Raw genomic sequence first — 22,404 nt, 5'->3', positions numbered from 1 at the left:
AGACGCCGCGCTGCGGCGTCTGCCTTTACTGAATCTCAGATAATAGCTGCGGCTCGCCAATTAAATATCCCTGAAGATAGTCGATCCCCAACGACAGCACGACGCTTCGTATTTCTTCGCTCTCGACATACTCCGCGACGACCTGCATTTTTTTCATTCGCGCTAAATGACAAATAGAAGCCACGATCTGATAATCGAGACTGTTTGACACTATATTGCGAATAAAACTGCCGTCAATTTTAAGAATATCGGCGTTAACGTTTTTCAGCCGCGCATAGCTGGCGTAGCCTGTACCGAAATCATCAATCGCTATCTGACAGCCAAACTGCTGTAGCTGTCCCAGCGTCAACTGCGCCTGCTCAGCATTGGTGAGAGAGTTGCTTTCCGTTACCTCAAAAACCAGTTGCCAGGGTTCAACCTGATATTGTTTAAGCAACTGCTTAACTTCTGCAGGAAAACGGGCGCGGCATACCGATGTTGGCGACAGATTAATGGCAAAACGATGCGCGGGCATATATTCCCGGCTGGCCGCCATAAACCGCAGCGTGTTTTCAATCACCCAGAGATCGATAGCGGAAGACAAACCAAACTCATGCGCCACGGGTAAAAAATTGTCCGGGTTGATAACGTCGCCGTTGTCATCCCTGAGTCGCAGTAAAATTTCATGGTAAACGTCCCCACGAACACCGAAAATAGGCTGCGCCATCAGGAAAAAATGATCGTGCTCCAACGCCTGTTGCAGGCGATTCATCATCGCAATTCTGCCCTTCAAATCGCGCTGCAGGTGCATTGCGCCGCGCCGCTGTAAATCCTCCGGCGCGTTAGTCGTCAACGAAAGATCGGAACTAGTGCTTAATTCGCCCAACAGCAGATAAAGGTGGCTAACCGGAGAACGCACGCAGCAGTAGCTCACGCCGACAGGCGGCTGTAGCGGCAGTCCGTCCCAGATAAACCGAAACTGCTTAATATGTTTATCCAGCGCTTCAATACGCTGCTGATGCGCCTCTGTATTAAGACGCAGCACCAGGTCGTGCCCTGACATCTGGTAGACGCACTCATTTGAGGCCAGCATCGGCGTAATCCAGTGAGAGAGCTTTTGCTTATACTGGATGCGTAGCATGACGCCATAATTTTTACCCAATAGCTCCAGACCCGGCACGTGTAAAAAACAGATCGTAGACCAGGGCGCATTTTGGAGCGCGCGGTTTAACGCACGTAAATTGGGAAGATGTACAACCGGGTCAAGATAGGCCAGCCGCCGTGCGCGACCACTCACTACGCGCTGGCGCGTGGCCAGCACAGACATATAATTAACAATAAAAGAAAAAACCAGATAGCTCGAAGAGGTAATCGCTAATTGCGTATCATAACCTGAATACCAGGGCATATAACGCTGATAATAATGAATTGACGTAATTAGCACGACGGCCCAGATAATTGAAATAAACTTATAGCCATAGCGCATCGCGCCCCACAGCATGACCGGCAATAATAACGAAAGCGTATAGTTGGTACTAAATATTGAACTATTATCAGTCAATGGCATACACAGTATAAACATTAGTGTAGTCAATACGGCCAGCCAAATAACGATCTCTTTTTTAGTGACCTTGCTATCAATCTGTAGCTTTAATTGCTGATAATACCCGCGCAGGTGCAGCGGATTGCGGAGAGTACGAATAATAAAATAGCACAATGGCACGCCGATAAGGTTACCGACCAGTAACGCCTGGTAATTAATCAGCGTGTTGATATTAAAGGGCATTACCCCCATCAGGCTGGCTTTACTTTCGTACATGCCAACAAAAGCGGCAAACTGGTAGATGACCAGAAATAATGTTGCTGAACAAAATACCTGCCAGAACATTCGTTGAAACAACAGGTGGGCGTCGCCGTGGGAAACATTATTTCGCCGGGGGGAAAAGACACGATAACCGCCCCAACTTAGCACGATAGTAATGATAAAGTGCATTGTCACAGAAAGGGTTTCATACAGACCTGTCTGCGGGTATCTGCGCCAGAAGATAGCAAGCACAATGCCCGGCATTGCTGCCCAGCCGAAAAAGAGCATCAGGCTAAGCATAAAAGCTAACGGCAGGTAAAAAAGAACCACATTTCCAGTGCTGGTAAGCGCATAAGTATTTGCGCTACTTAAAACAGGTAGTAAAATCGAAGGGAGAATGAGCGGTAGTCCCCACCATTTATCTCTGATATTTATATAAGTTTTATTTAGTTTCATAGATGCTCAGCAGAACCCCCCAATCCCAAAGGGGCGTTAACAGACAGGCATCCCACCTGACTTTAAATTGATGATGCGATATACATCACACGATAGTCATCGATTGTAATTATTAAACAAAAGTAACATTTGATTTAAGTCAATTATTACCTTTCTCCTGCAGCCTTTATTCGTCTTTTTATTCTTTGTTATCATTAATTTATTATTAATGTAAATACTAAAATTATCTTCCATAACAATATAAGATAAATCAACTGACGCAATTTTACATTAAGAGGAATTGACCATCGGTTCGCAGTATGCCTTAATGTAGAGTGAACGCAGGCTTGTTACGTTCTTCGCCTTGATAATACCCTTGAAGAACCCAGCCTGATCCCGCCCATACCGCTGGGCCAACGTTAAGGAACCCTTTGTGAGTCAGGCCAACAGTATGCGAAAACGACATCGATTTAACACTCGCATGACCCGTATCGTACTGCTTATCAGTTTTCTCTTCTTCTTTGGACGTTTCGTCTACTCTTCTATCGGCGCCTGGCAGCACCATCAGGATAAAAAAGAAGCGCAACAGTCATCGCTTTCTGTCACCACGCCGGGACAACGTTAAGCTGTTATCCGTTAAAAAGCCCGCGCAAGAAAAAGAAGCTTTAGCGTTGACGCAAAAAGACAATCCCACTCAATGGGTTCAGGCCATGATCAGACGCTTAAAGAGCAACCGCGGGATATCCTGCCTGGGTGATAAGATCATATGCGCGGTTACTAAGATTCCCTTGACCGAATACTAAACCCGATAGCCTTCAGCGTGGTTAAACTCCCGGTAGCTGGCACAGCCAATTTTCAGCAGTTCAGGGCAACCAGTTCTACCTACGAGGGGTAAACCTCGTGGGACAACTCCAGTAACATCAATTGCTTCTAAGTACATCAGTAATTGGTTGAACTATAAACTGCCACCTGGGATCAGATTACCAACGTTGACAGGCAAAACCATCAACTCATTACAGCTAAGCTCAACGAATAATTTAGGTCGTTTCGTTGGTCGTAATGTACCCTAGCTCGGTTGGGTTATGACATTCACTACGATTTATGATATCCAGCGTGATATTAAAGATACATTTAATCGTGTGGCGGTTCCTAAAGATCGCATTCAGTGGACGTACTTCTAATGAGAGATATTGAGAAAGAAATTATCGATTTTATCGATCAGAAATATAACACTAAAAAGTACTTTCTCTGTGGGCCAAAGCGAACCATCACGCTTGATACCAGTATTAGGGATGATCTTAAACTCGTTTTTGAAGATAGTGAAGAACTTCTACAAGAGTACTTCAAGCGTTGGAATATAGATCCAGAAGGATTTGACATACTCAACTATCTGAATCCAGAGTACTTTGGAAGTAAAGAGACTGATCCGCGTAAGCCACTAACGGTTGGTATGCTCGTTGAAAGTGCTAAAGCTGGACGTTGGTTATATAGTTGAAGAATAAAGTTACTATATTTTAAATGCCCCTTATTTGGGTTGTATAGCCACGGATAACCAGGGCACTTCTGAGTCGTTGGTAGATCTTTTTCTTTATCCGTTCACGCTTCAGTAGCTGGAAAAAGCTTTCTGCAACCGCATTGTCATGACAGTTGCCACGACGGCTCATACTGCCCTCCAGTCCGTGCGATTTCAGCCATTCATAGCGGGTGTACTGACTACCCGGATCAGAATGAACCAGCACCTGTTTTTGGGGATGGCGTCGCCACACGGCCATCAGAAGCGCATTCAGAACAATGTCTTTTGTCATTCGTGGTTGCATTGACCAACCGATAACTTTGCGCGAGAACAAATCAACGACCACGGCAAGATACAACCAACCTTCGTGGGTTCGTAATTACGTCAAATTTACCGCCAGAAGCTGTGCACTACACAGAAAACTCATCTATGCACATAAATAAAAACCCTCTGCAAAAACAGAGGGTTAAATTTCCTTTTACCTGTTCATGAAAACACAGGAAGGGTTATCGGCTTATTCCCACTCAATGGTAGCCGGTGGTTTACCGCTAATGTCATACACCACACGGGAAATCCCGTTGACTTCATTGATAATGCGGTTGGAAACACGACCCAGGAAGTCATACGGCAGATGTGCCCAGTGCGCGGTCATAAAGTCGATGGTTTCGACGGCACGCAGAGAGACCACCCAATCGTACTTACGACCATCGCCCATGACGCCTACGGAACGGACCGGCAGGAAGACGGTGAACGCCTGACTAACTTTGTCGTACAGATCCGCTTTGCGCAGTTCTTCAATGAAGATAGCGTCCGCACGGCGCAGCAGGTCGCAGTACTCTTTCTTCACTTCGCCCAGTACGCGTACGCCGAGGCCCGGACCCGGGAACGGATGACGGTACAGCATGTCGTACGGCAGGCCCAGCTCCAGACCAATCTTACGCACTTCGTCTTTGAACAGCTCTTTCAGCGGTTCAACCAGCCCCATCTTCATCTCTTTCGGCAAGCCGCCGACATTGTGGTGAGATTTGATGACGTGCGCTTTACCGGTTGCAGACGCCGCAGATTCGATAACGTCAGGGTAGATAGTCCCCTGCGCCAGCCATTTCACGTCTTCCAGTTTGAGCGCTTCTTCATCGAACACTTCCACAAAAACGCGACCGATGATCTTACGCTTGGCTTCCGGATCGTTCTCACCAGCCAACGCGGACAGGAAACGCTCTTCCGCCGGAACGTGAACGATATTCAGGCCAAAATGGTCGCCAAACATGTCCATCACCTGCTCGGCTTCGTTGAGGCGCAGCAGGCCGTTATCGACGAATACACAAGTCAGGTTTTTACCGATCGCGCGGTGCAGCAGCATGGCGGTGACGGAAGAATCCACGCCGCCGGAGAGACCGAGGATTACTTTGTCGTCGCCCACCTGCTCGCGAATGCGCGCCACGGCGTCGTCGATGATCTTCGCCGGCGTCCACAGGGCTTCACACTGGCAGATATCACGCACAAAACGCTCCAGCATACGCATACCCTGGCGGGTGTGAGTCACTTCCGGGTGGAACTGTACGCCGTAGAAGCGTTTTTCTTCGTTGGCCATAATGGCGAACGGACAGCTCTCGGTGCTGGCGACGGTCACGAAGTCGGACGGAATCGCCGTCACTTTATCGCCGTGGCTCATCCACACGTCTAGCAGCGGTTTGCCGTCGGCGGTCAGGGAATCTTCAATACCGCGAACCAGCGCGCTGTCGGTCAATACTTCGACCTGCGCGTAACCAAATTCACGCTCATTAGAACCTTCTACATGACCACCAAGCTGCATCGCCATGGTCTGCATCCCGTAGCAGACGCCAAATACCGGCACGCCTGCTTCAAAGACATACTGCGGCGCGCGCGGGCTGTTTTCTTCGGTGGTGCTTTCCGGGCCGCCGGAAAGAATAATGCCGCTTGGGTTGAAGTCACGAATTTGTGCTTCTGTCACATCCCACGCCCATAGTTCGCAGTAAACGCCCAACTCACGCACGCGGCGTGCAACCAGTTGAGTGTACTGAGAACCGAAGTCCAGAATGAGGATGCGATGCTTATGAATGTTTTCCGTCATTGACGCTTATTCCGAGGCAAGTGAAACAGATTAAATAAATCGCCCGACACGAAGGTCGGGCGAAGAAAATCAGGAGCCCAGACGGTAGTTCGGGGACTCTTTGGTGATGGTCACGTCGTGAACGTGGCTTTCCTGGATACCCGCACCGCTGATACGCACAAACTCCGCTTTAGTACGCAGTTCGTCGATGGTAGCACAACCGGTCAGCCCCATACAGGAGCGCAGGCCGCCCATCTGCTGGTGAATGATCTCTTTCAGGCGACCTTTATAGGCTACGCGGCCTTCGATACCTTCCGGCACCAGTTTGTCGGCGGCGTTGTCGCTCTGGAAGTAACGGTCGGAGGAACCTTTGGACATCGCGCCCAGAGAACCCATACCGCGGTAGGATTTGTACGAACGGCCCTGGTAGAGTTCGATTTCGCCCGGGGATTCTTCGGTACCGGCCAGCATAGAGCCCACCATGACAGCGCTCGCGCCTGCGGCGATGGCTTTGGCGATATCGCCGGAGAAACGGATACCGCCGTCAGCGATAACCGGAATCCCGGTGCCTTCCAGCGCTTCAACTGCGTCAGAAACAGCGGTGATTTGCGGAACGCCCACGCCAGTCACGATACGAGTGGTACAGATGGAACCCGGGCCGATACCCACTTTCACCGCGCTGCAACCGGCTTCCGCCAGTGCGCGAGCGCCTGCGCCCGTCGCGACGTTGCCGCCGATGATTTGCAGGTCAGGATATTTAGCTCGCGTCTCACGGATACGTTGCAACACGCCTTCTGAATGACCGTGAGAGGAGTCGATCAGCAGTACGTCAACGCCTGCCGCCACCAGCGCGTCAACGCGCTCTTCGTTGCCCGCGCCTGCGCCAACCGCCGCGCCGACACGTAAACGGCCCTGCTCATCTTTGCAGGAGTTTGGTTTACGTTCCGCTTTCTGGAAATCTTTTACGGTAATCATGCCAAGCAGATGGAAGTTATCATCAACGACCAGCGCTTTTTCAACGCGTTTTTCGTGCATTTTTGCCAGCACGACTTCACGGGCTTCGCCTTCACGAACGGTCACCAGACGCTCTTTCGGCGTCATGTAAACACTCACCGGCTGGTTCAGGTCAGTCACAAAACGCACGTCACGACCGGTGATGATACCCACCAGCTCGTTATCTTCAGTCACCACCGGATAGCCCGCGAAGCCATTACGCTCGGTCAGGGCTTTCACTTCATGCAACGTGGTGGTTGGCAGGACGGTCTGCGGGTCGGTCACTACGCCGGACTCGTGTTTCTTCACGCGGCGAACTTCTTCCGCCTGGCGCTCGATGGACATGTTTTTGTGGATAAAACCAATGCCGCCTTCCTGGGCCAGGGCAATTGCCAGGCGCGCTTCCGTCACGGTGTCCATCGCCGCAGAAAGCATAGGAATATTCAGACGAATGGTTTTCGTCAACTGCGTGCTGAGATCGGCAGTATTCGGCAAAACGGTGGAGTGAGCGGGAACAAGGAGGACGTCGTCAAACGTCAGGGCTTCTTTAGCGATACGTAGCATGGGCAATATCTCACCTGGGAGGTTAATAAATATTGCCGCGGCATTATACAGAACGTAATCGGTTGCATCTACATTTTTTTGCAAATAGTGCTTGCGATCCCCCGTGAGCAGGTTACTATCGATTGAATAACCTGCTGATTTAGAATTTGATCCCGCTCACATGTTATCCTCTCAAACTTCCTCAATTTTTACCGTAAGCCGCCTTAACCAGACGGTTCGTCTGCTGTTGGAACAGGAGATGGGACAGGTATGGATCAGCGGCGAGATTTCTAATTTCACGCAGCCTGCGTCGGGCCACTGGTACTTTACGCTCAAAGACGATACCGCTCAGGTGCGCTGTGCGATGTTCCGTAACAGCAACCGCCGGGTGACGTTCCGCCCGCAGCACGGGCAGCAGGTGTTAGTCCGCGCCAATATCACGCTGTACGAGCCGCGCGGCGATTATCAAATCATCGCCGAAAGTATGCAGCCCGCGGGCGAAGGCTTGTTGCAGCAGAAATATGAGCAGCTAAAAGCCAAACTGCAGGCCGAAGGCTTGTTCGATCAGCAGCATAAACAGCAGTTGCCCTCCCCGGCCCACTGCGTTGGGGTGATCACTTCGAAAACCGGCGCGGCGCTGCACGATATTCTCCACGTGCTAAAGCGTCGTGACCCATCCCTGCCCGTTATTATCTATCCAACCGCAGTCCAGGGCGACGACGCGCCGGGGCAGATCGTTCGTGCTATCGAACTGGCGAACGCGCGCGGCGAATGTGATGTACTGATCGTCGGACGCGGCGGCGGTTCGCTGGAAGATTTGTGGAGTTTTAACGACGAACGCGTGGCGCGGGCGATTTTTGCCAGCCGTATTCCGGTGGTCAGCGCCGTCGGTCACGAAACGGACGTGACGATAGCTGATTTTGTCGCCGACCTGCGCGCGCCGACGCCATCAGCAGCGGCAGAAATTGTCAGCCGCAACCAGCAGGAGTTGTTGCGTCAGATTCAGTCCGCCCAGCAGCGCCTGGGCATGGCGATGGACTACTACCTCGCCAACCGCAGCCGTCGTTTCACGCAGATTTTTCACCGTCTGCAACAGCAACATCCGCAACTGCGTCTGGCCCGCCAGCAAACCGCGCTGGAACGTTTACGCCAACGGATGGGATTTGCGCTTGAGGCCAGAATTAAGCAGGCCACTCAGCGCCAACAGCGCGTAAGTCAACGCCTGAGCCAGCAAAATCCGCAGCCGCGCATTCACCGTGCGCAGTCGCGCATCCAACAGCTGGAATATCGTCTGACGGAGAATATCCGCTCACGGTTAAGCGAACAGCGCGAACGCTTTGGCAACGCGGTCACGCATCTGGAGGCGGTCAGCCCGTTAGCCACGCTGGCGCGCGGCTATACGGTTTCGACGACAACGGACGGCAAAGTGCTGAAAAAGATCAAACAGGTCAAAGCAGGCGATATCATGACCACGAGACTGGAGGACGGCTGGCTTGAAAGTGAAGTCAAATCCGTCACGCCGGGCACGTAATCCAACATTCCCCCACCCTTTGCAGCGCGATGTTGGGGTTCGACTTCGCCTCAGCCAACCTACGCGCCACATTGGATAAGGTGTAGCCATAATCTGACGATCAATCGGTTTGTCATTCGCCTCAAAACCGGGCAGGGAACGCCCGCCCGGTTTTGTCTAACTTACCAGTTATAGCGCAGATTGAGGCTACCGTTCAGATCGCCAAAATCATTGCTGCCAGTCTGCCCGGCAACCTGAGCGCGAACGCTCCACTGCTTATCGATATCTGCCTGCAGACCTACTTTCAGCTCCGCACGGTTAGCCGGAAGATCCTGTTTCACCGTAGCATCATCAAACGATACCGACACATCATCGCTGGTGTGCAGCCAGTTAGCTTCAGCAAACGGCTGGATAACCGTACGACTGCCCTTGTACAGCTTGCCGTCAACTCGCAGACCCAGGCGCGTTGTCCAACTGTCACTATCCTGACCGTCGATCCGGGTGCCGTAGTTATCCTTCACGCTATCCGCTGAGTAATTCTGCCAGACAACCTGCGCCTGCGGCGTCAGACTGACAGTATTGCCGTTACTCAGCGCAATATCGTAGCGATAACCGGTTTCCAGCGAGACAGCGTTAGCGGTTGAATCGTAAGATTCAGAACCCGCATCACCGCTCTCTACGCTGTTGTTGTAGAAACCATATTGGTACCAGCTGTCGACATACGCGCCGCTATGCGTTTGGGCATCGGCAAACCAGGTGGCATAGACGCCAAGGTTGTAGCCGTCTACGTTGCTGCTGCTGGTGAACTGGCTACCGTCCGCGCCACGGTTACCGGTGCTGTCGGTATCGGCGTTGATGTAGCTCGCCATGACGCCAACGGTAACGCTCTGCTGGCCGTTGCCCCAGGCCAGAATGTCGCCGCCTAACTGGAACTGGGAGTAGTTGCTGTCCATATCGATATTGCCGCTGACAGCCTCGGATTCCGCTTTACCCGCTTTGAAGCGCGCCCATACGCTACCATCGGCGTTACGATACTGGCTACCCTCGCGGTCATAGAGGGTCTGCATTTGCAGGTTGCGCGCCATCCACTGGTTGCCCATGTACGCGCCGATATCCGCACGGTACTGCGGTGCGACATCGCCGCCATCGTCCGGAGGCGTGACATTACCGCCATCGTCGCCGTCGTCCGAAGGCGTGACATCACTGTCATCATCTGGAGGCGTGACATCACTGCCGCTGTCGTCATCATCAGACTGTGCTTTTGACGCCAGATACCAGTCGTTGTCACTTTCATTCCAGTACAGACGGTAGGTATACAGACTGGCGTTAACTTCATTTTTTAACACAAACGCATCGCTTGTCGATGTGCCGCCAACATCCACCACTTCGATACCGTTAGTGGTCTGCGCCCCATTGCCGATGCCGTTGATGTACAGATCGGTGGTGCCGGAGGCATCGCCGGTAATGACTAACTTATCGGTCGCCGAATCATCGTCGCCCAGGACGGTATTCAGGTAAAGCGAGCCGCCGTTGCCGGTGTAATCGCCATCGACATAAAGCGTATTGCCTGGCGTGCTGGAGGAGCTGCCGCTGGCGAGCGTCCCCATGTTGATCAGATCGCCATTGAGGGTGAAGATGGCGCCAGTTTCCTCGCTGTCGCCGAAGACCAGCGTCCCTTCGTTGGTCACCTTACCGTTAACGGTCGTACCGTTGCTGCCGCCGAAGGTCGCCCCGGAGGCGACGTTCACCGCCTGCTGGCTGCCCATTTCGCCAATCGTACCGTCCCCGGACAGCCACAGTGTGCCTTCCTGTACGTTGGTATCGCCGCTATAGGTATTCGCGCCGCTCAGCGTCAGTTTACCCGCGCCCAGTTTGGTCAGCGATTTACCGTCCCAGTCGCCGTTGCCGGTTTTATCGCCCAGTACGCTGGTGACTTCAAAACTGTCGCCTGCGCCCAGGGTAAACGTGCCATGTGCTGGCGTCGCTGACGTGGCGGTCGCATTCCAGCTCAGCCCTTCGGTAAGCAGATATTCTGACGCATCTTCAGGATTGATTGTCCCGGTTACGGTCAGATAGTCCGGCTTGTCAGTAAGGTTCATCGTCAGGCTGGTAAAGTCGCCGCTGATATCGCTGTCCATATCCATCAGTTTAAAGGACTGGAACTCCGCGTCGGAGGCGCGCGCTTGCAGGCTGGCGTCGCTGACGACCAGATCGCCGCCAAGCGTGGCGCTGCCGCCGGTAATCAGCGGTTGCACTGAGTCACTATTCAGCTCAACGTTCAGCGTACTGCCATCTTGCTGAATTAACGCGCTGTCGCCGAGATCCAACGAGGTGCCGAGCGCCAGTTGGGTCGTCGCGCCGCTATGAGTGGTGATGCCGCCCACCGCGCTGACTTCACCATCTGCGTCCAGCACCAGCGTGGCGTTATTGTCGACCAGGCCGGTGCCCAGCGCCGTCGTACTGGCGGCGACCAGCGTACCTTCATTGATGGTGGTGCCGCCGCTGTAGTCGTTGTCGCCGGAGAGGATCAGCGTGCCTGCGTCTTCTTTGGTCAGCGATTTACCGTCCCATGTGCTATTCGGATCAAGCGTGTCGTCAACGTCTGTCAGATTAGCCGCAACGTTAAAGCTGCCGTCAGGGTCGCTAAGGGTAAAGGTACCGTGAGCGTCGGTAGAAGCGTTGTCTCTGTCCGCATACCAGGAGAGGGAGGCCGTCAGATCATAGTGGGTGTTGTCTGCTTCGTCGACTTTTCCGTCGATAGTCAGGAAGTCAACATCTTCTCTGTTCATTCCCGCGACGGTCAGATTGTCGAAATCGCTCGTAATGGCGCTGTCGCTGTCAATCAGCGTGTAGGTGTATACCTCAGGCGTCCAGCTGTCTGTAACGCTGCCGATGCCGGTGACGTTCAGCGTGCCACCCAGCGTGACGCTGTCGGCGGTAATGGTGCTTTCACCGTTGGCCTTACTGAGGTCAATATTCAGCGTACTATCGGCTTGCTGAGTCAGCGAGTCGACGTTGAGCGTCGTACCTTTGGCCAGCTCAGTCGTTGCTCCAGACTGGGTTGTGACATTCGCAAGGTTGAATTCGCCCTCCGCGTCCAGCTTCAGCGTACCCGTGTTATCGACATCACCGCCGCCCAGCGCGTTAACGTTGGTGGCAATCAGCACACCGTCGTCAATAGTGGTGCCGCCGGAGTAAGTGTTATCGCCGCTTAACGTCAGCTCGCCCGTACCGGTTTTCACCAGCGAACCGGTGCCGGAAAGCGTATTTTCCAGTTCGCCTTCGCCGACCTGAAGCACGCCGCTGTTGGCAATAGCACCAGTGCCCAGCGAATCGGCATGGTCAGCCGTCAGCGTACCGCCAGTTATGGTGGTGCCGCCGGAGTAAGTGTTATCGCCGATCACGATCAGCTCATCGTTACCGGTTTTGACAATTTTGCCCCCGCCGGTCACGTTGTTATCCAGCGTGCCCTGGCTCAGCGCAAGCGTTGCGCTTTCTGCAATCGTCACATTGCCAGTACCGAGCGAGGCGGCGTCTTTGGCGGCCAGAATGCCGCCGTCAATTTCAGTGTCGCCGTAGTCGTTGCCAGTGTTGCTGAGGATCAGCGTGCCGTCGCCCTGTTTGGTTAGCTTGCTGCCATCCCAGTTGGAGGTCGCCGTGGTTTCATCCAGTTCGCTGGTGACGGTAAAGGTACTGCCTGCATCAACGGTAAAAGTGCCATGCGCAGCGCGCGCAGAATTTGCGCCCGCGTACCAACTCAAGCCCGTAGACAACTCGTAGTTGGTATTATCATTCGCATCAACGCCCGCGTTGATCGTAAGGTAATCCGGCATAGCGGAGGTGTCGGCATCCAGCGTTACGCTGTCAAAATCGGTAGTGATCGCAGTTTGCGAATCAATCAGCGTGAACGATCCTAAGTGTTCGTCGGTTTCGGGCGCGACAAAGGTGGCCGTTGAGCTAAGGCTCAGCGTCCCGTCCAACGTGACGTTGGCGGCTTTGATAATTGGCGAGCTGTTGGCGGTATCCAGCGTCGCGTTTATCTGGCTGCCGTTCTGCAAGGTCAGGGTATTGTCCACCGTCAGCAGCGTACCTGTCGAACCGCTCGCGTTGCCCAGCGTAATGCCGCCGTCGTTGGTCAGGTTGCCGACGGTTGACGGGTCGGTCATGTTCCACTGGCTGGTTTCGTCAAGCGTCAATGAACTGTTCAGGCCGTTGACGCTCCCTTGCAGTGAGGATTTTTCGGCCAGCGACAAGGACGATACTGTGCTCCCCGCGTCAATGTTGCCATTCAGCGTTGTGTTGTTGGCCTCTACGGTTGCCGCATTATCCAGTTTAATAGCCGTTGAGCCAGTCAATGTGCTGTCGGTTAATGTAATGGGCTTTTCTATCACCGTGTTTTTATCAACGTGCAGCGCGGCGGCGTCGTCTGAGGTCACGTCCGCATTGTTGACCGTCAGCCCGGAGTTATTGCTGTAAAAACTGCTGCCCCCCGTGGTCATCAAAATGCCATCGCCTTTGGCGATGATGGTGGCGCCGTCAATGTTGACGGAAGATTTAGCGCTTTTAATGCCGATATCTTCGGACGTAATGACCATCGAGTTTTTATTATCGCCGGAAATGGTTACCGTTGAGGCATTACCAGCCTCAATGGCTGCGCCTTTGGCATTATCGTGCGTGATGGTTGAGTTCTTGATATCAAGAATACCCTGGTTGGAGGCAATAACCGTACTTTTCGTGCCCGTAGAACTCACCGTACTATTGGCCACATACAGAAAGGCGTTGCTTGTCGTGTTACCAGCCACGCTCAATTGACCATTCGTCAGCGTAACTTCGCTTCCGTCCTTTATTTTCAGCGTGCTGCCCTCGCCAACCGATATGTTGCTAGTGGTTTCCGCTGTTGCTGTTACCTTGATATCGCTCAATGTCGCTTGTGACTCGCCGCTGAGCGTCATGATGCCGTAATTGCCTTTGACCTGGAGGGTCCCTCCCGTTAGCGTTATGCTGCTCTGTCCGGTGAGTTCGATACCAGTACTATAGTTTCCTGTCGTTGAGATTTCTGCGTTGGTGAGATTAAGCACCGCGCCGCTGGCGAGCTTAATCGCCGTGGCGATTGCGTAGCTACCGTCCGGGAGGAGATCTCCGCCGCCGTCCGTCTCAATCACAACGCCTGTGCCTGTGCCTGAGGTTGGCTGCCATCCCCCCTTAGCCGTTGCCAAACCTTCCAGATACAGTGCCGTACCCTGGCCGGTACCTGAATAAGAAATTGGCGACGTTTCTGCGTTCAGGTCATGGTCGGTTCCGTCAATGTAGGACACCGGATTATCGGCCATAGCCAGCGGACTGGCGAACCCAAGCGCGGCAACAATTGCGAAGGCCAGCGCATTGTGTTTTGCACTAATTGCCCATCCTGACTCAGGCTTTTCAATAGAAGGGGAGACTTCATTAGAGTGTGCCTGTATTTTAACTTTGCTGTGGCCTCGCGCCAGTTCTGAAGCCACGACATACATATTTCGCACGGCGCTCCAGACGATACTGTAGGTCCTGTTCAATTTTTAAATTTCCTTTTAATAACGTTCACGAAGCAAACTTGATTTTGATTGGCTGTAAATAGCTTTTAAATGGTGTATATAAATGAGATAAATAATAAATAACAAAAATATAGTTCCATGAATGATTGCAATCATCTGTAACAATATATTATCAAAGACAGATTATTAACTAATTTCAAGGTCTATTTCAATGCCAGGTCAACTTTTGATTAATTTATAATTGTTCTAAACATATCTATCCATTTTATAAATATTTATATTATGAATGATATTTAATGGTTTCATATATTGAGATAAATAGATGCGTGAGGAAAAAGGTGTGATTATCATGCGACACCTGGTGTTATTGTAAATATACTCGTCATACTTCAAGTTGCATGTGCTGCGGCTGCGTTCCTGCAACTCGAATTATTTAGAGTATATAGGTAGCGCCAGATGCCGGGTTGCAGAAGCGAGACGGCGCTTTTACACACTCGCGGCAAACGGTGGTGACTCCAATTAGCAGAACATATACTTTTCAATGAATGCGTCGATTACTTTTTCATGAAGCTCAATGGAACGTGAAAAGCAGATTTTTTTCGTGCCAGACGCTTAATACGTTAATCCACGCACGTCGCATAACCTGCTGAACTTGCCGGCTTAATGGCGCAGTTTTGACTCCTGGTATTCTCATCCACGCCGCAATACATGCCGCCGCTCGAGGTTGATTTAGATAAATAGGGGTAGCCCTGCGTCGGCCAGCCTAACGAGCTAATGGAATGATACAGCGTCAACAGGTCGTTATTATCCGGTGCTTTGCTAAGGCTACCGCACTGTTTGGCAATATCCCATTTAGTGTTGTCCACCGTATGCGCCATCGCCCAGTACTCGTTATTTGTATGCACTCCGTTGGTAAATACTGGCGTCACGCCTGACAGCAGCTCAGCCTGAAGCCACGGACGATGCAGCGTTTTTCCGTTAACGGATGTCGTATCCGCCATATTTCCCCAGAACAACGCTTTATCCGTATCCGGACTGGTAAGTACCATAAAAATCACATCCAGTGATGCGTGAAGAGTCGTATTGTCCGTCAGTTTCACCGTGAGTGGCGTTTTCAGCCCCAGGCTTTTATCCTGATTAAGCGTAAACGTTGCCGTACCGTCGCTGCCGGTAGTGCCGGTAAAGATACTCCCGGTGGTGGTCATACTTTGGCTGGCGCTTGCGGGTGTCAGCGCTTTAAGCATGAGATCGTCTGCTCCGGCATCCGCTGCCACGTCGCCATCCGTTACCACCGTACCTGCCCGATTTTTCGAATCGCCACGTGACAGCGTAAAACCGACGTTGGCGACCGGGTTACCGCTGCTATCTTTTACCGTCACCGTTAACGGCATCGCGCTTCCCTTCTCCACTACCGCCGCGTTTTTCGCGCCGTCCATCGCCGTCGAGGTCAGCGTAATACTGGCAGGAGTAGAAGTACGCGGCTCGACCAGACACACCTGAGCGCCGGTGGCAGTCGATGAACTGGCGGTGCCTTTATCGCCGCTATTCAGGTTTATAAATTGGTAATATCCGGTATTCGGCGCACGATCCGCCGCCCACCAGAATTTGTTCCCCGCCACCGGCCAGCCGTAGTTTGTACCGATTGCGCCGTCAGGATTGTCGCCATACAACGTTTGCAGATCGCCTGACAACGGCTGGTATTCGACATCACAGCCGGTTGCGCCCGCTTTTTCAGTGTTCGCTGCGGTGACTAAGGGCCATGTTTCATTGTTAACCAGGTAAGTACCGCTATTCGATGTCATCTCCGCCGCCAGTAGCGGACGCCGGAACTTCACGCCTGCGCTGTTAGTCACGGTTTCCGGCATATGTCCCCAGTATTTGGCTTTCTCGCTGTCCGGGCTGGTAATGACGGTGAAAATGACGTCCATATCGCTAACTGTCAGCGGATCGTCGACAAGCATCGCCTGCAGCGGTGTTCTCAGGCCACGGGAGTCATCCTGCGTCACTTCGAGTTGCGCTTTACCATCCTCATCCGTAATGCCATACCAATAACTTGTGCACGAAGATACCGTGCAGTTAAACGTCATTGAGCCCGTAGACGGCGCAACCGATGTGAGTACCATGCCTCCGCCGGAACTGCCATCAACGACACCCGCCCGGTCTATCGAAAGCGTTCGTCCCAAACGGATAGCGGTATTGGGCTGCGGCGTGCCGGAACCATCCCTCACAGTGACGGTCAACGGCAGGCTCTCGCCCTTCTTCGCCGCTGGAGCGCCTTTATCCGCATCCATGGCGCTGGAGGTGAGTTCTATCGACAAGTCCCGGCGCTTTGCCAGACAAAGCTGCGCCGTGGCGGTATTGGCTTTGGTTGTCAGCGTATTATTATCGCTGAGTCTGACATACTGGAACTGACTGTCTGAGTGCGTGGCATCCGGTACTGAGTTACCCGCCCCCCAATATTTTCCTGATGCCACTGGTAGGCCAAGCGTTGTCGTGAGTGCGCCATTGGGATAATCGGTATATAGCGTCTGTAAATCATTTACCGTCGGCAACCCCAGCCGATCGCACGGGCTGGCGGTGTCCTGATACATATTCGGATAACGGCTCCAGGTATACCAGGACTCGTTATTTTCCGTATAACCCGACGTGTCCGCCGTTGAAGAAAGTTCAGCGCGCAGCAGCGGTCGCTTAAATTCAACCCCCTTACTGTTGGTAAAGGTTTCCGGCATATGGCCCCAGTATGTGGCCTTGTCGGTATCCGGGCTGGTGATAACGGTAAAGATAGCGTCTTTACTGTCCGTCAGGTTGCTGCCGTCCATCGTGGCGGCGCTGATAGTGGTCTTTAAACCTGTGGTACTGTCCTGAGCCAGGGTAAATGTCACCTGACCCAGTTCATCAGTTTCCACGTACAGATATTTCGCGGAGGTATCCAGCAGGGATGTCGCAAGGCCGGACGGCATCACATTACGTAGCGTAATATCGTCTGTGGCGCCTGAAGCCGATGCGGCGCTGTTGGCGCGATTGTACGACGTTCCCCGGCTGATTTTCACCATCACGTTTTTCATCGGCTGGCCTGCGGCGTCTTTCACCGTGACGGTGGCGGCAATCTGCTCGCCCTTCTTCGCCTTTGCGATTCCGGTGGCTTCATCCTGGCCTGCCAGCGTCAGCGTCAGGCTGGCAGCGGCGCGGCGCGCCGAGACAAGACAGGTCTGCATGTAGTAAGCCGTGGTGCTGGTCGTCGTTTTGACATCATTGCCGTCGTTAAACAGGTTGACCGCCGCGTACAGCGACTGCGCTCCGTCTGACGATATCACGTAATCCCCCGCCCACCAGTAGCGGCTGACGTTGTTGTTGCCCGAACTGGTCATCGGCCAGCCGTTACGGCTGCGCATGGCATTATCAGGCCAGGTATTGTACAGCGTCTGGAGGTTGCTGACGCTGGGCAGATAATCGCGCCCGCAGCCGCCGCTGACGCCGTTCCAGGCTTTATCGACGGTTATCATGCCCCAGGTTTCGCCCTTGTCGTAGTAGCCGTTGGCGATGGTCAGCGTTTTGCCGGGCGTAGCGCTGAACTCGCTCGCCAGCAGCGGACGTTTGTACACAACGCCGCTGCTGTCGGTTAACGTTTCCGCCATATGGCCCCAGTAGCTGGCCTTCGGGGTGTCCGGGCTGGTAACCACGGTGAAAATAACCGGCAATGGCGCGGTCGTTGTGGCGTTGCTGTGCTCTATCGACGCCATCAGCGGCGTTTTAAAGCCAGCGCCCCCGTCCTGGCTGATATCCAGCGTCAGCGTACCGTCCGCGCCGGTAGCGGTGTAATACTCAACGCCGCTGTTGCGCGCGTCGCTGTGGTTAATCTGTATGGCTGCCGCCTGCGAACCGTTAACCTCCTGATTCGCCCGCCCAATGCTGTCGCCGCGCGTAAAGATAACCGGCGTGTCCGCCACCGGCTTGCCCTGGGCATCCAGCGTGGTGATGGTGACCGGAATCGTCTCGCCGACCTTCGCTTTAGCGAAACCATCGCTGTCGTTATACTGCGGCGAAGTCAGCGTTATCTGCGTCGCCACCGGATGGGCGTTTTGCAGGCAGACAAAATAGAGTTTTTCAGCCCACAGCAGCGAACCGATGCCGCCGTCGCGCAGATTAATCGACTTAACGTAGCGGTTTTCCGATGTCCTGCTTAAATCGGCGGTGCTGTCCTGGTAGTTTTTACCGTCCAGCGGCCAGCCCTGCTGGGTATTCATGGCGCCGCCGGGCCAGGCGTCGTACAGCGACTGGAGATCGGCAAGCGAGGGCACAAATCCCGCGCCGCAGGCGTCTTTCGCTACATCAAAATTCACGCTGCCCCAGGTTTCGTTATTTTCCGTATTGCTGCCGTGGGTAATGCCGCTGGCGATTTCAGCCGATAACAGCGGGCGCTTAAATACCTCGCCGTTGGCCGCCGCTACCGTTTCCGGCATATGGCCCCACATTTTAGCCTTATCGCTGTCGGGGCTGGTGACCACGGTAAAGATGGTGTCGATACTGGCCGTCGCGCTGGCGTTATCGTACAGCGCCGCCGTAATCGCGACCTTCGTACCGTGGGTATCCGGGCGGGTGACGGTGATAATTTTGCTGCCGTCCTCGCCGGTCAGTTCGCCGATTTTGGTGGCGGTATCGTTGAGCGATTCACCGTCGATGACCACCGCAGAAACGATGCCGTCGCCGCTACCGGCGATATGTTTTTCCCCCTGGCGGGTATAGCCGTCGCCGCGACTGAGCACAAACGGCGCATCCGGGACCGGATTGCCGCTGGCGTCTTTCGCCGTCACCTTGAGCTGAAGGGTGTCGCCTTTTTTCACTTTCACCGCGTGCTCGCCGCCGACGTCATACCACAGCGACGTATCTACCGGTTCGATGGTAATTGAGGCGGCCGTGGGATTGACGCCAACCAGGCAACTCACAAAATCGGAAGCGTCGCCGGAAGCGGTTTTGTCGCCGGAGGCCAGCGATACCGTCTGCCACGAACTGGCGCTGGCGAAGGTGGAAGACCAGTAGTTATACGACGTCGGCCAGCCGGATACGGTGTGAATTTTATTGCCATCGTTCGCGGCATAGAGTGCGCTAAGCTGGTGATCTTGCGGCAGATGATTAACCTCGCAGCCTCCGGCGTTGGGGTTGTTCAGCGCATCGGCATGGGTAACGCGCGCCCAGGTTTCGTTATTCTGATCTTCGGTCCTGGTCGCGGCAGTCGCTTCCGCCGCCAGTTTTGGCCGCTGGAATTCCATATTGTCCACGGTGATAGTATCCGCCATATGTCCCCACATATGCGCTTTTGGCGTGTCGGGGCTGGTGGGTACGGTGAATTTCACGCTGCGGTTGACGGGGGCGGTGATCAGCGAGTGGAGCGGCAGTACGGTCAGCGGCGTCAGCAAGCCGACGCCCTGCGGCTGTTCAATCACCAGCGTGGCGTTCCCCTCGGCATCGGTGATGCCCTGATACGTCATCGACGCCTGGGAGGAGCCAAACGAGGTTCCCCCCATGACCAACGTTCCGTCGCTGGGATCGGTAAAACCGGTCGTCGCGTTGTCGCGATTTTTGCCATGCGACATGGTCACGGTAAACGCGGCGTTAGGCACAGTCAGTCCGTTCAGCGCGTTGACGGAGTGCACGTTCATCGTTACCTGTTCGCCCACTTTGGCGACCACATTGCGTAACGACTCGTTGCCATCGAAGTAAACGTTCAGGATGGTCACCAGTTCGTTGCCGGAACAGGAAAGATAGTTCGGTTCAGCGCCGCTGAACATGCTGTCCGCGCCGGTCGCCAGGTTGACGTGCGCGGTGGTGGAGCCATCGGTATCCGCCGCGATATAGCTGTGTTTCTGCGTCGGCCAGCCGTAGGTTGTTTCCATCGCGTTGCCGGAATGGGCCGCATACAGCGTATCCAGCAGCAGTTGCCCCGGCACCTGGCCCGCGCCGCACTGGTTTGTCGCCGCCGTTACCGAGTTAAACGTGGCCCAGTATTCGTTATTCTCAAATTCAGAGCCGGTGTCCTGCGCGGCTTCGTCCGCCAGCAGCGGACGTTTGTAGATATTGCCCGCCTCCACCACGCCCTGCATATGGCCCCACATGCGCGCCTGCGCCACGTCCGGGCTGGTGACTACGGTAAAAATGACGTTCTGCGTCGCTTCTGTCCCGTCGAACAGCACCACGCGCACCGGGGTTAACACGCCCGCGCCCCGATCCTGGGTCAGCGCCAGCGAGAACTGGCCGTTGGCGTCGGTGACGCCGTGATAGTGACCGTCGCTGCCTGCCAGATTGGTGATAATTACCGGATCATCCGTCCACTGATGCCCGCTATCAATATCGGCGTTCTTTTGATTCTGACGATTCTGCTCGTCGCCCAAGTAGACATTAAAGTAGCGATAAGGCAGCGGTTTAGTGGTGGCGCTGTCGGTGACGGTGATCTTCATGTTGATGTCATCACCGACCTTCACTTTCGCCGCGTTGACCGTTGAATCAACATTATCGGCGCTAATCACTAACTTCGGCGTAACCTCCGGCGAGGCTTTATCCACGCAGCTTACCAGCGATTGCGTGGCGTCCGGCATTTGCGTAAGGCTGCGGCTGCGCATATCAATGCTGATATGGTCGGCGGCGATCGACCCCTGGGAGGAGGACCAGTACTCTTCATCTCCGGATGTCAGCCCCACCGGCCAGCCGAGGGTGGTGGATAAATCGCCGCGCTCAATTTTTAACCCTTCCAGTTGGCGCGCATCCGGCAGAATATCGCAGTGTTTATCCGCATTAGCCCAGTTGAACTGCGCCCAGCTTTCATTGTTGATACTGACGGCGCGGTCTTCGCCGTCGGTTTCCGCCGCCAGTTTGGGGCGGCTAAAGGTGTAGCTTTCGCCATCCACCGTGGCGGTGGAATTGTCCGCCATATGGCCGTACATATTGGCGCTGCCGCTGTCCGGGCTGGTGAGGGTGGTAAAAATCACGTCCACGTCGGCTTTCAGCGCAGGCGCGCCTGACGGGTGCGCCACCAGCGGGGTTTTTACCCCCGGACCGTTAGCCTGGGTGACGGTCACCGTCGCCACGCCTTCCGCATTGGTGGTGCCGTGATATTCGGTGGCGGTGGTGGTCAGTTCGGTATTGCCGACGCGTACCGGCACGGTATTGTTCACCACGCCCTGGCGATTCAGCGCATCGCCGCGGGTAATCACGAACGCGATATTGCCCGCAGGCTCGCCGTTACAGCCTTTGGTATTCACCGTCAGCGTGATGCTTTCACCGGCTTTGACCTTCGCGGCGTTTAGCGACTCGTCCAGATGATCGGCGACGAGAGTAACCGGGTCGCCCACGGCGGGGGCAATATCCACCGCAATCTTTTGATTGAGTATCTCTACCGCGCTGTCATAAGGCACGCCGGTGCGGGTAAGCAGCCACAGCGGCGGTACGGCGGTTGAGGTATCCAGTTGCGGCCAGACCACCAGGTGGCGGCCCGCCATATTTTGCTCACAGAACGTCAGGTTTGCCGATGGCTGCGGAGACAGCGGCGTATCCGGCGTGGCGGCGTCGGCCCAGACCAGCGTGACGGTGGGCGCGCGTTCAGCCTGCCAGGCCAGCGGCGGATCGGCGAAAATATCGCCTTCGGTGTCGTGCGGGTTGGTTAAGGTCATCGCGCTGCCGGCATCGCTGGTGCTGAACTGGCTGGGTTTCGCGGAGTAATCAACAGAATTAGCCGCATCAGAGCGCAACTGCACGCTGCCCTGATAGACCGGGATCGTCACACTATCGGCCTGAGGGGGAGTACCGTTAATAGCCGCAGTTTGCTCAGTGAGTTCCTGCCATGCGCCGCTGCTTCGCACGGCCTGCGCGAAGAAAGGCGTTAAAATAAAGGCGCATAACAGCAACCAGGATAAAAAACCGACACACTTTTTCGATTTCACTGACGTACCTGAGAAAAGTCCATTTCGTTGCAGCTCATTCCATTAATACAAGGAATTAAAAATGCATCGCGACCGGCACAACGCCAGCCGCAAGGGA

At 54.2% G+C, this 22,404-nt stretch carries 9 protein-coding genes and 4 pseudogenes; 4 read left to right on the top strand and 9 right to left on the bottom strand.

Going from position 1 to position 22,404, the window contains the following annotated elements; all coding sequences use genetic code 11:
* Window positions 1-25: 25 nt before the first annotated feature.
* Window positions 26-2,239 (bottom strand): sensor domain-containing phosphodiesterase, encoded by a 2,214-nt coding sequence (locus LDB27_RS06100; RefSeq protein ID WP_000773660.1) that lies wholly within the window; start codon window positions 2,237-2,239, stop codon window positions 26-28.
* 96 nt (window positions 2,240-2,335) lie between these two features.
* The gene (locus LDB27_RS06095) at window positions 2,336-2,473 is read right to left on the bottom strand and encodes a hypothetical protein (RefSeq protein ID WP_001581698.1); all 138 of its coding nucleotides are present in this window, start codon (window positions 2,471-2,473) and stop codon (window positions 2,336-2,338) included.
* Window positions 2,474-2,651: 178 nt separating this feature from the next.
* Here LDB27_RS06095 and LDB27_RS06090 point away from each other — a divergent pair, with 178 nt between their 5' ends.
* Window positions 2,652-2,843: a YfgG family protein gene (locus LDB27_RS06090; RefSeq protein WP_000075924.1), complete on the top strand. Its 192-nt coding sequence runs from the start codon at window positions 2,652-2,654 to the stop codon at window positions 2,841-2,843.
* A 78-nt stretch (window positions 2,844-2,921) separates the two neighbouring features.
* Here the strand turns inward: LDB27_RS06090 and LDB27_RS06085 are convergent.
* Window positions 2,922-3,158, bottom strand: a pseudogene (locus tag LDB27_RS06085) (hypothetical protein).
* On the opposite strand from LDB27_RS06085, the pseudogene LDB27_RS23915 reads away from it, so the two are divergent.
* Window positions 3,082-3,399, top strand: a pseudogene (locus tag LDB27_RS23915) (STM2901 family protein); the annotation flags it as partial. The pseudogenes LDB27_RS06085 and LDB27_RS23915 overlap by 77 nt on opposite strands.
* Window positions 3,384-3,713, top strand: coding sequence for a DUF1493 family protein (locus LDB27_RS06080; RefSeq protein WP_077906412.1), 330 nt, complete (start codon window positions 3,384-3,386; stop codon window positions 3,711-3,713). The pseudogene LDB27_RS23915 and the gene LDB27_RS06080, both read left to right, overlap by 16 nt.
* A 79-nt stretch (window positions 3,714-3,792) precedes the next feature.
* On the opposite strand, the pseudogene LDB27_RS06075 reads toward LDB27_RS06080, so the two are convergent.
* From LDB27_RS06075 to guaB, 3 genes and pseudogenes are all read right to left on the bottom strand, one after another.
* Window positions 3,793-4,110: pseudogene (locus LDB27_RS06075) on the bottom strand (DDE-type integrase/transposase/recombinase); the annotation flags it as partial.
* Window positions 4,111-4,245: 135 nt separating this feature from the next.
* Entirely contained in the window at window positions 4,246-5,823 is a 1,578-nt protein-coding gene (guaA, locus tag LDB27_RS06070; protein ID WP_000138296.1) for a glutamine-hydrolyzing GMP synthase, read from the bottom strand.
* A gap of 69 nt (window positions 5,824-5,892) precedes the next feature.
* Window positions 5,893-7,359 carry an IMP dehydrogenase gene (gene guaB, locus LDB27_RS06065; RefSeq protein ID WP_000944174.1) on the bottom strand — a complete coding sequence of 489 codons (1,467 nt, stop codon included), beginning with the start codon at window positions 7,357-7,359 and terminating at the stop codon, window positions 5,893-5,895.
* 160 nt (window positions 7,360-7,519) lie between these two features.
* On the opposite strand from guaB, the gene xseA reads away from it, so the two are divergent.
* Entirely contained in the window at window positions 7,520-8,869 is a 1,350-nt protein-coding gene (gene xseA, locus LDB27_RS06060; RefSeq protein WP_000953174.1) for an exodeoxyribonuclease VII large subunit, read from the top strand.
* A 161-nt stretch (window positions 8,870-9,030) separates the two neighbouring features.
* Here xseA and shdA read toward each other — a convergent pair whose 3' ends face one another.
* The 3 genes and pseudogenes from shdA to ratB all read right to left on the bottom strand — a co-directional run bounded on the left by shdA (window position 9,031) and on the right by ratB (window position 22,307).
* Window positions 9,031-14,397 (bottom strand): fibronectin-binding autotransporter adhesin ShdA, encoded by a 5,367-nt coding sequence (shdA, locus tag LDB27_RS06055; RefSeq protein WP_071586228.1) that lies wholly within the window; start codon window positions 14,395-14,397, stop codon window positions 9,031-9,033.
* 498 nt (window positions 14,398-14,895) lie between these two features.
* Window positions 14,896-14,996: pseudogene (locus LDB27_RS23910) on the bottom strand (IS1 family transposase); the annotation flags it as partial.
* Window positions 14,997-22,307 (bottom strand): DUF823/DUF824 repeat adhesin RatB, encoded by a 7,311-nt coding sequence (ratB, locus tag LDB27_RS06045; protein ID WP_052940375.1) that lies wholly within the window; start codon window positions 22,305-22,307, stop codon window positions 14,997-14,999.
* Between the last annotated feature and the right edge of the window lie 97 nt (window positions 22,308-22,404).

Origin of the sequence: Salmonella sp. JXY0409-18 (assembly GCF_020268625.1) — a bacterium.
Taxonomy (GTDB): domain Bacteria; phylum Pseudomonadota; class Gammaproteobacteria; order Enterobacterales; family Enterobacteriaceae; genus Salmonella; species Salmonella enterica.
The sequence above is the reverse complement of the archived record's forward strand: the minus strand, read 5'-3'. Positions and strand labels throughout refer to the sequence as shown.

Excerpts from the sequence above, each read along its gene's own strand:
- LDB27_RS06100 (WP_000773660.1), bottom strand. The coding sequence starts at position 2,239 with ATGAAACTAAATAAAACTTATATAAATATCAGAGATAAATGGTGGGGA.
- LDB27_RS06095 (WP_001581698.1), bottom strand. The coding sequence starts at position 2,473 with ATGGAAGATAATTTTAGTATTTACATTAATAATAAATTAATGATAACA.
- guaA (WP_000138296.1), bottom strand. The coding sequence starts at position 5,823 with ATGACGGAAAACATTCATAAGCATCGCATCCTCATTCTGGACTTCGGT.
- guaB (WP_000944174.1), bottom strand. The coding sequence starts at position 7,359 with ATGCTACGTATCGCTAAAGAAGCCCTGACGTTTGACGACGTCCTCCTT.
- xseA (WP_000953174.1), top strand. The coding sequence starts at position 7,520 with ATGTTATCCTCTCAAACTTCCTCAATTTTTACCGTAAGCCGCCTTAAC.